The organism is Micromonospora sp. WMMD558 (assembly GCF_049315255.1).
Taxonomy (GTDB): domain Bacteria; phylum Actinomycetota; class Actinomycetes; order Mycobacteriales; family Micromonosporaceae; genus Micromonospora.
In genome coordinates, this window is sequence record NZ_CP186061.1 from 3,101,099 (window position 1) to 3,114,496 (window position 13,398).

Annotated in this window: 14 protein-coding genes, 1 tRNA gene and 1 pseudogene; 8 read left to right on the forward strand and 8 right to left on the reverse strand. The window is 71.0% G+C overall.

Annotated features, from left to right (window positions below; translation table 11 throughout):
- Nucleotides 1-162 precede the first annotated feature (162 nt).
- Both ACN26Y_RS15130 and ACN26Y_RS15135 read left to right on the forward strand, forming a co-directional pair.
- Entirely contained in the window at nt 163-618 is a 456-nt protein-coding gene (locus ACN26Y_RS15130) for a hypothetical protein (protein WP_422734859.1), read from the forward strand.
- 52 nt (nt 619-670) lie between these two features.
- Nucleotides 671-1,075, forward strand: coding sequence for a YjbQ family protein (locus ACN26Y_RS15135; RefSeq protein ID WP_155330887.1), 405 nt, complete (start codon nt 671-673; stop codon nt 1,073-1,075).
- Nucleotides 1,076-1,123: 48 nt separating this feature from the next.
- Here ACN26Y_RS15135 and ACN26Y_RS15140 read toward each other — a convergent pair whose 3' ends face one another.
- Genes ACN26Y_RS15140 through ACN26Y_RS15150 form a run of 3 tightly spaced genes read right to left on the reverse strand, consistent with a single transcriptional unit; the run spans nt 1,124 to nt 3,291 of the window.
- On the reverse strand, nt 1,124-1,921 hold the full coding sequence (locus ACN26Y_RS15140) for an ABC transporter permease subunit (protein WP_422734860.1): 798 nt from the start codon (nt 1,919-1,921) through the stop codon (nt 1,124-1,126).
- Nucleotides 1,908-2,819 (reverse strand): ABC transporter ATP-binding protein, encoded by a 912-nt coding sequence (locus ACN26Y_RS15145; protein ID WP_155330888.1) that lies wholly within the window; start codon nt 2,817-2,819, stop codon nt 1,908-1,910. Before ACN26Y_RS15145 ends, ACN26Y_RS15140 begins: the two co-directional genes overlap by 14 nt.
- Nucleotides 2,812-3,291, reverse strand: a complete 480-nt coding sequence (locus ACN26Y_RS15150; RefSeq protein WP_155330889.1) for a GbsR/MarR family transcriptional regulator — start codon at nt 3,289-3,291, stop codon at nt 2,812-2,814. Before ACN26Y_RS15150 ends, ACN26Y_RS15145 begins: the two co-directional genes overlap by 8 nt.
- Nucleotides 3,292-3,372: 81 nt before the next feature.
- Between ACN26Y_RS15150 and ACN26Y_RS15155 the strand changes: the two genes are divergently transcribed.
- The 5 genes from ACN26Y_RS15155 (at nt 3,373) to ACN26Y_RS15175 (ending at nt 8,068) form a co-directional block, all read left to right on the forward strand.
- Nucleotides 3,373-3,855, forward strand: coding sequence for a MarR family winged helix-turn-helix transcriptional regulator (locus ACN26Y_RS15155; RefSeq protein WP_155330890.1), 483 nt, complete (start codon nt 3,373-3,375; stop codon nt 3,853-3,855).
- Between the two features lie 579 nt (nt 3,856-4,434).
- The gene (locus ACN26Y_RS15160; RefSeq protein ID WP_370463357.1) at nt 4,435-6,807 is read left to right on the forward strand and encodes a transketolase C-terminal domain-containing protein; all 2,373 of its coding nucleotides are present in this window, start codon (nt 4,435-4,437) and stop codon (nt 6,805-6,807) included.
- A 111-nt stretch (nt 6,808-6,918) separates the two neighbouring features.
- Nucleotides 6,919-7,356: a DUF3052 domain-containing protein gene (locus ACN26Y_RS15165; RefSeq protein WP_155330892.1), complete on the forward strand. Its 438-nt coding sequence runs from the start codon at nt 6,919-6,921 to the stop codon at nt 7,354-7,356.
- Nucleotides 7,357-7,438: 82 nt separating this feature from the next.
- The gene (locus tag ACN26Y_RS15170) at nt 7,439-7,906 is read left to right on the forward strand and encodes a peroxiredoxin (RefSeq protein ID WP_155330893.1); all 468 of its coding nucleotides are present in this window, start codon (nt 7,439-7,441) and stop codon (nt 7,904-7,906) included.
- A gap of 87 nt (nt 7,907-7,993) precedes the next feature.
- Nucleotides 7,994-8,068, forward strand: a tRNA-Val gene (locus ACN26Y_RS15175).
- Nucleotides 8,069-8,142: 74 nt separating this feature from the next.
- Here the strand turns inward: ACN26Y_RS15175 and ACN26Y_RS15180 are convergent.
- The 5 genes from ACN26Y_RS15180 to ACN26Y_RS15200 all read right to left on the reverse strand — a co-directional run bounded on the left by ACN26Y_RS15180 (nt 8,143) and on the right by ACN26Y_RS15200 (nt 11,831).
- Nucleotides 8,143-8,823: a site-specific integrase gene (locus ACN26Y_RS15180; RefSeq protein WP_422734861.1), complete on the reverse strand. Its 681-nt coding sequence runs from the start codon at nt 8,821-8,823 to the stop codon at nt 8,143-8,145.
- Between the two features lie 624 nt (nt 8,824-9,447).
- On the reverse strand, nt 9,448-9,990 hold the full coding sequence (locus ACN26Y_RS15185) for a hypothetical protein (protein ID WP_422734862.1): 543 nt from the start codon (nt 9,988-9,990) through the stop codon (nt 9,448-9,450).
- 70 nt (nt 9,991-10,060) lie between these two features.
- Complete coding sequence (locus ACN26Y_RS15190; RefSeq protein ID WP_422734863.1) at nt 10,061-10,945, reverse strand: hypothetical protein; 885 nt, start codon at nt 10,943-10,945, stop codon at nt 10,061-10,063.
- Nucleotides 10,946-11,154: 209 nt separating this feature from the next.
- Nucleotides 11,155-11,430 (reverse strand): hypothetical protein, encoded by a 276-nt coding sequence (locus ACN26Y_RS15195; RefSeq protein WP_422734864.1) that lies wholly within the window; start codon nt 11,428-11,430, stop codon nt 11,155-11,157.
- A gap of 14 nt (nt 11,431-11,444) precedes the next feature.
- Nucleotides 11,445-11,831, reverse strand: coding sequence for a hypothetical protein (locus ACN26Y_RS15200; RefSeq protein ID WP_422734865.1), 387 nt, complete (start codon nt 11,829-11,831; stop codon nt 11,445-11,447).
- Nucleotides 11,832-12,356: 525 nt separating this feature from the next.
- On the opposite strand from ACN26Y_RS15200, the pseudogene ACN26Y_RS15205 reads away from it, so the two are divergent.
- A pseudogene (locus ACN26Y_RS15205) lies at nt 12,357-12,527 on the forward strand (BldC family transcriptional regulator); the annotation flags it as partial.
- Nucleotides 12,528-13,398: the final 871 nt, after the last annotated feature.

Below are 13,398 nucleotides of genomic sequence, written 5' to 3' on the forward strand. Positions count from 1 at the left end.
TGCCCCCTCGTGCCACCCGCCGTCACGTCCACCGCCGGGAGACGCGACGCTCGACACAGGTACCCGTCGGTAACTTTCCGCTGGTCGCGGGTTCACTCCGCCGTACGCCGGCCGCCCGCCCGTCCGGTGTCCGCCTTGCGGGCGGTCCCTACCGTGCGGGTCATGAACGGACGACAGGTGGCTCTGGGCGTACTGCTGGGGTTGGGCGGGCTGGCGTTGGCGCTCGCCGCGGGGACCGGTCTCCTCGCGGGGGACCTCGCCGCGCTGCCGGTCGTCGTCCTCGGCGCCGGACTCGCCGGCTTCGGCGCGGTCGTGGTGCGAGCCGGGGCGCGGGCCCCCGCACCCCGGACGGCGGGCGCCCGCCGTGGCGGCGCGTTCGGCGTGGTCCCGGGACCGGCGGGGGACGTCGGCGCCGACTACCGGCACCGGGACCACGGCGACGGCGACGACCCGGGCGACTGGTCGTCCGGCGGCGGGTCGTCGGACGGGGACTCCGGCCGCGGGTCGTCGGGAGGGGACTCCGGAGGCGGCTGGTTCTTCGGTGGCGGCGACTCCGGGGGTGGCGGCTGGTCCTCCGGTGGCGGCGGGGACTCCGGCGGGGGCGGCGGCAGCTGGTGACGCCGGCCGGTCGTCCGGGCGGGCACCCGGCGGCTCGGGCAGAATGCGGCGTATGCGTACCGAGGTGATCACGGTCCAGACGGGGTCGCGGCCGACGGTCCGGGACATCACCGCCGAGGCCGAACGGTTCGTCGCCGGGCAGGGTGACGGCCTGCTGCACGTCTTCGTCCCGCACGCCACCGCCGGGCTGGCGATCATCGAGACCGGTTCCGGCTCCGACGACGACCTGCTCACCGCGCTCGACGACCTGCTACCCGCCGACGATCGCTGGCGGCACCGGCACGGCTCGCCCGGCCACGGGCGGGATCACGTGCTGCCGGCGTTCGTCCCGCCGTACGCGACGCTGCCGGTGGTCGGCGGGCGGCTGGCGCTGGGCACCTGGCAGTCGGTGTGTCTGGTCGATCCCAACGGCGACAACCCGACCCGGAAGGTCCGCCTCTCGTTCCTGCCGGGCTGACCCGTTGCGCCGCGCGCCGTCCCCGGGTCGGCGCGCGGCGGTGGGCTGTCAGGCGGCCAGGTCGCGCCGGGTGAAGGCGGCGGTGCCGGCCGCCACGAGCACGGCGGTGCCCGCGAGCAGCAGCAGCGCGCCGACCGGCTGCACGCCGTCGACCAGGGGCGAGCCACCCAGGTACCAGTGGAACGGTGACACCTCCTGCGCCCAGGCGAGCCCGTCGACCTGCGGGAAGACGGAGTTCGCCAGGTAGCCGAGGACGGCCACGCCGGCACCCGCGCCGAGTGCGACCGCACGCCGGCCGGTGGCCGCGCCGACGGCGAAGGCGAGCGCGGCGAACGCCAACCCGAACAGCGCCAGGTGCAGCGTCATCGCGGCGAACCCGCCGAGGCTGATGCTCGTCAGCTGGGCCGGGCCGCGTAGCCCGACCATGGCCAGGCCGAGCAGCACGGTCACCACGACGACGCCGGCGGAGACCCCGGCGAACCGCAGCAGGGCGAGCCGGGCGCGGCTCACCGGGTGCGCGAGCACCAGGTCGAGGGTGCCGGCCTCCTCGTCACCCGCCACCGCCCGGGTCCCCGCCGCGATCGCGAACACCACCGTCAGCAGCGGGACCAGCAGGCCGTACACCGCGCTGCCGAGGTAGCCGGCGGCGGTGGTCAGGTCGCTGTAGTTGAACGCCTCCAGCACCCCCTCCGGGTACGCCTCGAGCGCCTTCGCCATCTCCGGCGTCTGCATGGTCGGCCAGAACGACGCGTACAACGCGCCGACGGCGACGATGGCGATCGACCAGCCCAGCAGGGACCGGCGGGCGTCGTACAGGAACTTGGTGAACGGGTCACGCAGCAGCACCGGTGACCTCCTCGCGCGAGTAGTAGCCGAAGAACAACTCCTCCAGGTCGGGCTCCTCGGAGAGCAGCCCGACGACGGTGTGCCCGGCCGCCGCCTTCACCAGCGCGTCGGCCCGGCCGTCGAGCCGGCAGCGCAGGGTGGTGCCGACGACGGCCACCTCGCTGACCCCGGGCAGGGCGGTGAACTCCGCCTCGGTCACCGGGTCCTCGAAGTGGATCTCGATCCGGCGCACCGCCTGCTCCCGCAGCTCGTCGACGCGGGCGACGGTGACCAGGCGCCCGTCGCGGATGATGCCGACCCGGTCGGCGGTCTGCTGCACCTCGCTCATGACGTGCGAGGACATGAACACCGTCCGCCCGGCGGCCCGCGCCTCGCGCACCATGGCCAGGAACTCCTGCTGGAGGAAGGGATCCAGCCCGCTGGTCGGCTCGTCCAGGACGAGCAGTTCCGGGTCGTGCATGAACGCCTGGACGATGCCGACCTTCTGCCGGTTGCCCTTGCTCAACCCCTTGATCCGCCGACCCAGGTCCAGGTCGAGGCGGGCGGCCAGCTCCTCGACCCGGGTCCTGGACACCCCGCCGCGCAGGTTGCCCAGGTACGTGAGCAGCTCGCGCGCGGTCTGCCGGCCGTCGGTGACGAAATCTCCGGCGAGGTAGCCGAGGCGTCGGCGCAGCGCCACGCCGTCTCGGCGCGGGTCGAGCCCGAGCACCTGGATCCGCCCGCCGGTCGGCCGGATCAGGTCGAGCAGCAGCCGGATGGTGGTGGTCTTGCCCGCCCCGTTCGGGCCGAGGAACCCGTACACCTCGCCGGGTTCGACCCGCAGGTCCAGCCCGGCGAGGCCGCGGGTGCGGCCATAGGTCTTGACGAGGTTCTCGGTGCTGATGGCCGGGTCAGCCATCGTGGTCTCCCTTCCGGAGGTGTTCGGCTTTGAAGCGTTCGACGAGCCGTGGCATCTCGTGCTCGATGTAGGCGTAGAAGTCGCGGGTGATGCGCAGCCGGGCGGCTTCCGGCGCGTCCGGATCCCCGATCAGGGCCAGGCCGCGGTCCATCAGCTCGCGGAACATCCGGAACTTGGTCGGCTCGGCGACCGTTCGGATGATCGCGTCCGGGACGATCTCGTACGCGTGGCCGCGCTGGCCGGGGGCCGCCACCCGCCGGACGAAGCCGCTGCTCTCCAGCATCCGCATGCCGGTGCTGACGGACCCCTTGGAGAGCCCGAGGGCCTCGCCCAGCTGTCCGCTGGTCTGCTGGGGTGGATCGCAGATCAGCAGCCAGCCGAGCAACTTGCCGTACGCCGGCGAGAGTCCCATGCCGCTCAGGACGACGGCCGCCTCCTCGGCGTACCGGCGCTGGTCGGACAGCTCCGTCATCCCAACCTCGTTCCAAACGTTCAAGAAGTTCTGAACGAAGAGTACCTCAGCTGAGGGCGTCCCGAACGTAGGATGTGAGTCATGGCCCCGAGCACCGTTTCGCCGACCGGTCCCGAGCTGACCGGTCGCTCCGGGTTGGCCGGAGACGCGGTGCGCAGGATCATGCACATCGCCTCGGCCATCCGGCACTACCAGGACGTCGACATCGCCGAGCTGGGGCTCACCCCGGCGGTGGCCCGGGCCCTGCACCAGCTGGACCCCGACCATCCGCTGCCCGCCCGCGACCTGGCCGACCGGCTGCGTTGCGACCGGTCCAACGTCACCGCGCTGGTGGACAAGCTGGAGCAGGCGGGCCTCGTGGAACGCCGGGTCGACCCCGCCGACCGGCGGCAGAAGACGCTCGTGGTGACCGAGGCCGGCCGGGGCATGCGGGCGCGGGTGCACCACGTGATGTCCGACTCCCGCCTCCTCGCCGGTCTCACCGACGCCGAGCTCGCCACCCTGCGGGACCTCGTGTTCAAGGTCTCCGACGGCGGCTGCCCGGAGGCCTGCGGGACCGAGTAGGCGCGGACGCGCCGATCGTGTCCAGGTGGGCGGACCGCGCCATGGTCGGTAATGCTGTCGTTCGTGACCACCCCGCACGATCTTGACGAACGGCTCCGCGAGGCGCTGGGAGCACTGACCGCCGACGACGAGCGGAGGCGGGATCCGGCCCGGCCCGTCACCGACGACGCGCCGCTGACCGGGGCGCAGGCGCTGGACCTCTTCGACGCCCAGGTCGTCAGCCGCCAGCTCGACCTTGCCGGTCGCTGGCTGCGCAGCTTCGGCGAAGGGTTCTACACGATCGGTTCCGCCGGCCACGAGGGCAACGCCGCGGTCGCCGCCGCCCTGCGGCCCACCGACCCGGCCCTGTTGCACTACCGCTCCGGCGCCTTCTACTGCGTCCGCGCCGCCCAGGCCGCCGGCGCCGACGGCGTACCCTGTGGAACCGCCGACCGCCCGGCCACGGACGAGGGTCCGGCACCGCCCGGAGCTGCCGGCGGCGCCGCTGTCGTCCCGCTGCCGCGCCGCGCGGACGACGCCGCTGCGGCCGACCGCGTGGAGGCCGCCGCCGCACCCGGGCCGGACGCCGACACCACCGGCATCCGTACCGTCGACAGCCAGCCGGAGCGCGCGGAGGTCGGCCTGGTCCCGTCACCGTCCGCAGCCGGCTCGAATGCCGCCACCGCCGCCGGCGTCGCCCTGGCCGCCCCGGAGCCCAGCCCTGCCGGCCCCGACCCGGCCGAACCCAGCGTTGCCGGCCCCGACCTCGCCGGGGCCAGCCCTGCCAGGCCCGGCCTCGCCGGGTCCGACCGCGCCGCGACCGACCTCGTCCCGGACGCCCGGTCCGCCGACGGTCCGGGTGCCGCCGACACTGCCGTCCTGCCGGACGACGCCGGGCCGGGTGACGGCGGTCCGGCGCGGTTCGCCGCGACCCCCCGGGGGGCGGATGCCACCGAGCGCACCATCTTGCCCGCCGGACCCGTGGCGGACCGGCCCCTGGCGCCCGGGTACGCGGACGCGGCCCGCGACGTGCTGCGCGGCATGGTCGCCTCGGCGCGGGAGCCGATCGCCGGCGGCCGGCACAAGGTGTTCGGCCGGTCCGAGCTCGCCGTCGTGCCGACCACCTCCACGATCGCCTCGCACCTGCCCCGGGCGGTCGGCATGGGTCTCGCGGTGGAGCGGCTGCGCCGGCTCGACGGTGCGGGCCGGCGGACCGGGATCCGGGCCGGCAGCGGCGGGGGAGCGTCCCACGCGGCGTGGCCGCCCGACGCGATCGTGGTCTGCTCGTTTGGCGACGCCTCGGTCAACCACGCCAGCGCCACCGCCGCCCTCAACACCGCCGGCTGGTACGACCACACCGGCCTGCGCATCCCGGTCCTCTTCGTCTGCGAGGACAACGGGCTGGGAATCAGCGTCCGTTCGCCGCGCGGCTGGGTGGAGGCCACGCTGCGGGCCAAGCCGGGGATCCGCTACTTCGCCGCCGACGGGAGCGACCTGCTCGGGGCGTACGCGATGGCGGCCGAGGCGGCGGCGTGGGTCCGCCGGCACCGGCGTCCGGCCGTGCTGCACCTGTCCACCGTCCGCCTGATGGGGCACGCCGGCGCGGACGTCGAGACCGCGTACCGCACCGCCGCGGAGATCGCGGCCGACCTCGACCGGGACCCGCTGCTCGCCACCGCGCGGCTGCTGGTCCGGGCGGGTGTCGCCACCGGCCCCGATCTGCTGGCCCGGTACGACGAGATCGGCTGGCGGACGCGCCGGATCGCCGAGGAGGTGCTGGACGAGCCGAAACTGGCCGACCCGGCCGAGGTGGTGGCGCCGCTCGCACCCCGGCGACCGGTCCGGGTCGCCCGGGCGGTGGCCGACGCGGCCGCGCGGGCGGCCGGTCCGGGGGTGGCCGCGCGGACCGAGGCCTTCGGCGGGAAGCTCCCCGAGCTCGCCGGCCCGCTGACGCTCGCGCAGAGCATCAACGCCGCGCTGGCCGACGGGCTGCTGGACCACCCGCAGATGGCCGTCTTCGGCGAGGACGTCGGCGCCAAGGGCGGGGTGTACGGGGTGACGAAGGGCCTGCGGGAGCGCTTCGGCGCCGCCCGCGTGTTCGACACGCTGCTCGACGAGACGTCGATCCTCGGGCTCGGCCTGGGCGCCGGGCTGGCCGGGATGCTGCCGGTGCCCGAGATCCAGTACCTCGCGTACCTGCACAACGCCGAGGACCAGTTGCGCGGCGAGGCGGCCACCATGCAGTTCTTCTCGCGGGGGGCGTTCCGGAACCCGATGGTGGTCCGGGTCGCCGGGCTGGCGTACCAGGAGGGGTTCGGCGGGCACTTCCACAACGACAACTCGGTGGCCGTACTCCGGGACGTCCCCGGCCTGGTGGTCGCGGTGCCGGCGCGGCCGGACGACGCCGCGCCCATGCTGCGGACCTGCCTGGCGAGCGCGGCGGTCGACGGCAGCGTGTGCGTGTTCCTGGAGCCGATCGCCCTCTACCACACCCGGGACCTGCACAGCGAGGGTGACGGGGAGTGGCTCGCCGAGTACGCGGAGCCGGGCGCCTGGCCGAGCGCGCACGTGCCGGTCGGCCGGGCCCGGGTCTACGGCGTGGGCTCGGCCGAGGACATCACGATCCTCACCTTCGGTAACGGCGTCCGGCTGTCGCTGCGCGCCGCGGCGGCGCTCGCCGACGAGGGGGTGGGGACCCGGGTGGTGGACCTGCGCTGGCTGGCGCCGTTGCCGGTCGCCGATCTCATCCGGGAGGCCACGGCGACGGGCCGGGTGCTGGTCGTGGACGAGACGCGGCGCTCGGGTGGGGTCGGTGAAGGGGTGATCGCGGCCCTGGTCGATGCCGGATATGTCGGAGCGGCGCGGCGAGTAGCCGCAGTTGACTCGTTTGTACCATTAGGTCCGGCTGCCCGTCAGGTTCTGGTCTCCGAGGATGCCATTACCCAGGGTGCCCGCACGCTCCTGGCACGGTAAATTCCGTTCCACCCGGTGCGCCACTTGCGCGGCGAGCCGCAACTGTGTGGACTTGGCCCGACGACGTCGTACGACGCCGCGAGCAGGGATGAGATGAGGAGGCACGCGACAGTGAGCGCGACCGCTGGTCAGGCCGCCGACGGGGTACGCAGCCTGGCGGACCGGTTCGGGATCGAGCCGGGGATGGTCGTCATGGAGATGGGGTACGACGACGACGTCGACCAGGATCTCCGGGACGCCCTGACCGACCGCTGTGGGGACCTGGTCGACGAGGACACCGACGAGGTGGTCGACGCGGTGCTGGTGTGGTACCGGGACGGCGACGGTGACCTCTTCGAGCTGCTCGTCGACGCCCTCGGCCCGCTGGCGGACAACGGCGTCGTGTGGCTGCTCACGCCCAAGGCCGGGCGCGAGGGGCACGTCGAGCCGAGCGAGATCGCCGAGTCCGCGCCCACCGCCGGCCTCCAGCAGACCTCCACGATCAACGCCGGCCGGGACTGGAGCGGTGCCCGGTTGGTGCTCCGGCGCGGGTCGAAGGCCAAGAAGTAACTGCGCAATTTCACCCACGGTGGGGCCACCACCGTGTGTGGCAGGCTGTCGTCACCTTCGACTCGACGCAAGGAGCTCTCTCATGCCCATCGAGGTTGGCGCCGAGGCGCCGGACTTCGTGCTCAAGGACCAGAACAACCAGGAGGTCCGGCTCTCCGACTTCCGCGGCAAGCGCATCGTGCTGCTGGTCTTCTACCCGCTCGCCTTCACCGGCGTCTGCCAGGGTGAGCTGTGCGAGGTGCGGGACAACCTGAACGAGTACCTCAACGACGACGTCCAGGTGCTGACCGTCAGCGTCGACTCGGTGTTCGCGCACAAGGTGTGGGCCGACCGGGAGGGCTACCAGTTCCCGCTCCTGTCGGACTTCTGGCCGCACGGCGCGGTCGCCCAGGCGTACGGCGTCTTCAACGACGTCGCCGGCATCGCCAACCGGGGCACCTTCGTCATCGACAAGGCGGGCGTGGTCCGCTTCGCCGAGATGAACATGCCGGGGGAGGCCCGGGACCAGCAGGGCTGGCGCAAGGCGCTCGCCGAGACGGCCTCCGCCTGACCCGCGACGACCGGTGCGCGGCCGTGCGACGTGGCCCACGGTCGGCAGGGTAAGCTTGCCAACCTCCGGCCCGCCGCACGGGCGCCGGGGCGCGTAGCTCAGTGGGAGAGCACTCGCCTTACAAGCGAGGGGTCGCAGGTTCGAAACCTGCCGCGCCCACCACACCTCACCAGCACTAACACCGGCCACAAGATCAGCGAGCCGGCCGATGACAGCAACGCCGACAGCAACGGTGTTCACGAGAGCCGCCCGTCGAGCTTGCCGAGAGCCTGTCGCATGGCGTCAAGGTTGGCGTGCGAGTAGACCTTGAGGGTGAGCTTCACGTCGGCGTGCCGGGCGATGGCCTGGACGACGTGCGGCGGAACGCCCAGCTCCATCAGCAGGGACACGACGGTGTGCCGCAGGTCGTGCAGCCGGACGTCGGGGCAGCCGGCCTTCTCGCGCAGCGCGGCGAAGTGGCGGTTGAGATTGCGAGGCTCCATCGGGGTGCCGACCTCGGAGGGGAAGACCAGGCCGTGATCGTGCCAGACATCGGCGAGCCGGGCTCGTTCCCGTCGTTGGCGCTCCTGGTGGTCGAGTAGCACCAGCCAGGTCCAGTCCGGCAGCGGCAGGACGCTGTCCGAGTCCTCGGTTTTGGTGTCTTGGATGCGCAGCTCGCCGCCGGCCCGCTGCACGGTCTGACCGATTGTCGCGGTGCCGTTGTCGAGGTCAAGGTCCGACCAGCGCAGCCCGAGCAGCTCGCCCCGCCGAAGGCCGAGAGTCGCAGCCACGACGTACAGCGCGTACAGGCGGTGGTCTTCCGCAGCGGCGAGGAGCTTACGTACCTGGTCGACGGACAGGCCCTTGCCGACCTTGTAGCGGGGTGCGGGAACCCGGACAAGCTTGGCGACGTTGCGCGAGACCAGCTCCTCACGCATGGCGTGTTGGAGAGCGTTGCGCAGCACCGCGTGCACGTACTGGATCTGTCGCTTGCTGGGGTAGCGCTGGCAGCACCGGCCGACCGAGCAGCAGCGGCGGTCAGGGCGACGACTCGTGTCAAGGCGGCCCGCAACGGGCCGCACGCGCCGCCGCCTGGGCGCGCGCCGGCCGCTGCCGCTGTCGCTCTGCGGCCGTCACGCCTGACGCCCGGCGGCTGGCGCGGAGAGCGGGGAGCCCGGAGGGCCGCCGCAGAACGACAGGCCGTTGACCGGTGGTGTGGTGAGCCGGCAGCCGGCCGGGCCGCGCGGCCAAGAGCCCGCGCGGCGTGGGGGAGCGGACGCCGGCCCCGTTGGCGAGCTGGCGGCAGTTGCGGGGTTGCGGCTAGTGCGCCGCCGGCGGGGGCGCTCCGGCTCCAGGATGGCCGGGGCTCCGTCGGCGGGTCGCGGTCCGTGGATGGTTGCGGTAGGCCATCCCGCCTGCCCTCGACCCGGGGCAAGCCGAGCAGACCCCCGCCCGGCGCGCCAGCGTCCGAACCTACGTCAAGGTCCACTTGACGTGGCGCACCGGGCGGCGGCCCGCTCCCCAGAGGGCGGGCCGAGGGCAGACGGGATGGCGCAGGGTTGTCACTGAGGGGGCGGTCGCCGCTCCCTCTCTGGCAAGGCGATGTCATCAGGAACGTCGAGAGCGTCCATCTTTAGGCCAACGAACTGCACCAAGGTTGCTAGGCCTGGAATCAGACTCGCAATGGTCCACGCCGTGATTAAGGCGGTTGGGGTGCTGACGAGCGCGATCAGTGCTTCGGGGGCCTTCGGGCTGACGGCCGACAACGTGATCAGGGCAAGCATGGACACCACCCCTAAAACCGACGTGAAGAGGAAGGGTGCCAGGTAGTACACCGGCTCGGACTCGATGGCCCGAAGCTTTCTCAGGAACGCCTGATCCATGAACGCCGCCTGGAAGGAGATGCCAGCGATGACGGCTCCCACGATGACGCCAACTACTCCGATGGCTCCGGGGGCCGCCCGCAGGACAGCGTCGGGGTAGGTGAACGACAAGGCGAGCGCAGCCACTCCGAAGGCGACGCCCACGCCGAGGTCCACGCGCAGTAGCTCGCTAAGTTTGAAGTCGAGCGCCGCCCATAAGTGCCGATTGATCTGGCTCGCCATACCCGTCACACCTCCTCTGCGTTAGAACAAACGTACGCTCCGGGTGTGACAGAACATCGAGCGTGATCACCTAGACGGCGGGCCTTGGCGGCCGGGTGCCGGCGTAGACCACGAGAGCTTGGAGCACAAGATCCATGCCCCGCTCAAGATCTTTGCCATAGTCATCGATCCGCGTCTCGTCAGTTTTCGTGTCGCTGTCGAACTTGGCGTCTACGCCCTGCGCTTCTCGTGACTCCATCTGGACCCGTGCGTCGCCAGTCTCCAACCCTTGGAGCTTGTCCCAGAACGCCTCGGCTTGGACGTCGAGTACCTGAGAATGGTAAGCGGCATATTCCTCGGTTGCCCGCTTTGCTTTCATTGCCCGCATCTTGGCTCGGACCTCATCAAGGTCGCGCCCTGGGTTCGAAAATTTGACGGTGCGACGCAGCAGCTTGACGTAGGGATGCTGCTCGATCCACTCCTCGACAGTGTGCTGAGACACGACAGGGTCGCACTCCCAGTCGGCGGGCATAAGGTTGAGGTTCTGGGCTGCTGCCGACAGCACCTGACCGAAGGCGGGCCGGAAGCTCGCCGGTTGGATGCGCTGGGTGGTTGTAAAGGCGACCCAACGGTTGTGCTCCCGCAGGTCGACTGCGAACGGAACCACCGTGTCCTGGGATGCAGCGTCGGAGTCCTCGGTGGCACCCTTGATCCACGACCAGCTGTCCGGGTCGAAGTAGCGCTTTTGATCAACCACCGAGTACCCCAGGACGCCAGTCATGAAGTCGTCGCCCATGGCTAGACGCATGTCGGCGGCGTACCAGGCACGGGCTGGCCGCTCAGGCGTTGCCGGCACAACGAACGTCGTCAGCCGGCTCTCAGCCAGGGCCCGCATGTCCTCCGCGAAGGGGCGCATGCCGAGGGTGCTGTTGCGGCGATTGATCCTGGCGAATACTACCCGGCGCTGCTTTGTCACAGAAAGTCCACCACCCAGGATAGGAAGCACTCCTAATCCGAACAATCTACGGAGGTGGGCGCAAAGCTGCGATCTCAGCGAGTGTCCAAGATATGACAGGGGCCGAGGGTGGACAGGCCTACATCGCTACCTCAGAGCGACGCAGAACGCTGCTGCCGTTCTACCTGGGCGCAGCCCTCCACCAGCATCTCGACAGTCTGAATCCAGCGCTAGGGCTGTGGGGGGTAGTTCTCGCCTAGCTCGATCTCGGCTCGTACAGCGAACTCGCGCAACTTGGCCGTCGCTTCGACTGGGCCGCCGGTGGCTTGCATCATCGCCGACTGCGCCAAAATGATCAGCGCCTCGATCGCCTCGTGCGACCGAGGGTTGATCAGAGCGGCAACCTGGTCCATGTCGTCGTCGAAGTAGGCCAGCAGGATCCGGCTCGCGAGCCCCATGGCCCGGGCGGTATCCAGCGGCAGGTTGCTCGCACTGCTCGGCTTCACGCCCGACACCCCTCCTACAGCGACTTCACTCCGGTGGGCACAAGCAGATAGACCATTCCGAGCCAACCCGCTACGCGGTAAGTGCCCCAGCTCTGAACCGTCTGCGCAACCACCTCGCCCCGTGCCTGCTCGGTCTCGATGCCGGCAGCCTCGACGAGGGCGTCCCGCAAACGGACAGCATCTGCAAAGGCCTCTGCCTCGGTCTCTCGGATGTCCCGCGTTTGCGCCGTGATCTTCGTGACTACGTCATTCACATCGAATGACCAGCCTCTCGGACCTCCGCGAAGCGGGTGCAAGTCCACTTTCCGGTCGTCGCCAAGCTCCGTGTACCGATCATCATCGAGAGCGTGGTCCCGCAGACATGCCAACGTCGCAGCGACCAACTGCTCGGGGCTCCTCACGAAGCGTTCCTCCACCAACATCGTGCACCCGGCGGGTGCGGATCTGATCTGATCTACAACCAGTCTCGATGCTGTCAACGCTCGGGAGCACACGACACGCCGTACATACGTTCGGGCTTCGCTACCCATCCCCTCCGCGATTGTTGGGCCGCCCCTGGGCCGTCCGGGCCGTCACCGGGCCGTCAGACGTTGACCAAAGACGACCGACGACGACCAGCAGCGGCCGAAAAGAGCAGATCAGCCACCATGTAACGGTGGCTGACCTGGTGGGCGACGGACGAGTCGACCTGTACGCCGGATTCTGTGACCCGTTGCTCCGCCGCGCAGCGGCCATGCTCCGGGCGGGACCGCCTGGACCAGTCTCCTGACGCTCGCTCCCACACCCAGCGAGGGGCCGGCATGGTCGGTAGGGATGTGCGGGCGATGTCGGCCGATTGCGAGGCGCTGGCATACTTCGATCCGTATGGGGCTGCCGAGGTCGGTGTCTGGACCGGCGGCCGGTCGGTACCCGCTCTAGGAGGAGCCGTGACGTCGGAAGAACGGCTACTGACGCCGGCCGAGATCGCCTCTTTGTTCCGGGTCGATCCGAAGACGGTCACGCGGTGGGCGAAGGCAGGCAAGCTCAGCGCGATCCGAACCCTCGGCGGACACCGCAGATATCGGGAATCAGATGTCCGGGCGCTGTTGCAAGGCCTCGGGTCCGACGCCGGCCAACCGGTCGCCGCCGGCGTCGGGCTCGAATCGGCTCCGGCTGGGCCTGGCGGAGATGCGCTGGACACCACCCCGCCGGCTTCTCGATTCGTGGCCCCGTCGCCCCCGCCGAAGCCAAAGGTCCCGGCCTACCGGGCACACCCTCCGCAGCGCCCGTGGGGACGCCAGAATAACTCCGACCAAACCATGGTGATCGACCTCTACCTCGATACCGACGACGAGGACGTGTTCGAGCGGGTGACGTGGGCCGTCGCCAGACTGGCCGACGCGCTGGGCTATGCCGAACCCGAACAAATCGATTTGATCCGGGGCTCGTTCTGGTGGCGGGCCCGGACCGCGGCCAAGAAGGCACTGACCTCGAAGGAACTGTCCGATCGACTCATCAAGGTCGAGCGGAGCCTGGAACTCGCCCGGATCGACGCCGTGCAGGCGGACGTCGACACCAAGGAGGCACAGGCTGTGGGTCAGCTCATGGAGTCTCTCGCGGACGTGCCGCAGGCCTGCCTCCGGGTCGGCTCGCTGCTGCTGGTGAAGTACCCCGGCGCGCACGGCCCCGTGGTGCTGGCGCGTACCCTGTCGCAGCCGGAGATCCGCCTGCTGGAGCGTTATCCGGAGATCCAGCGCGACCCATCCCAGGTGATAGAGGCCCTGGCCACGGCGCTGGCGTCGGCGGATCTCGTCGGGCACGCGCCGCAGGAGCAGCAGGCCTGACGGTTGTGCCCCGGCGCGGGTGCCGAGATTCTGTCCGGGCGGGTCAAGCGGCGTGCCGGCATCGGCCAGGCCGCCGGGAACCTTACATCAGCAAGCAGTCAGCAGAAGTCTGGGCTCATCTGCGGAGAAGCGGCCTCTATCGGCG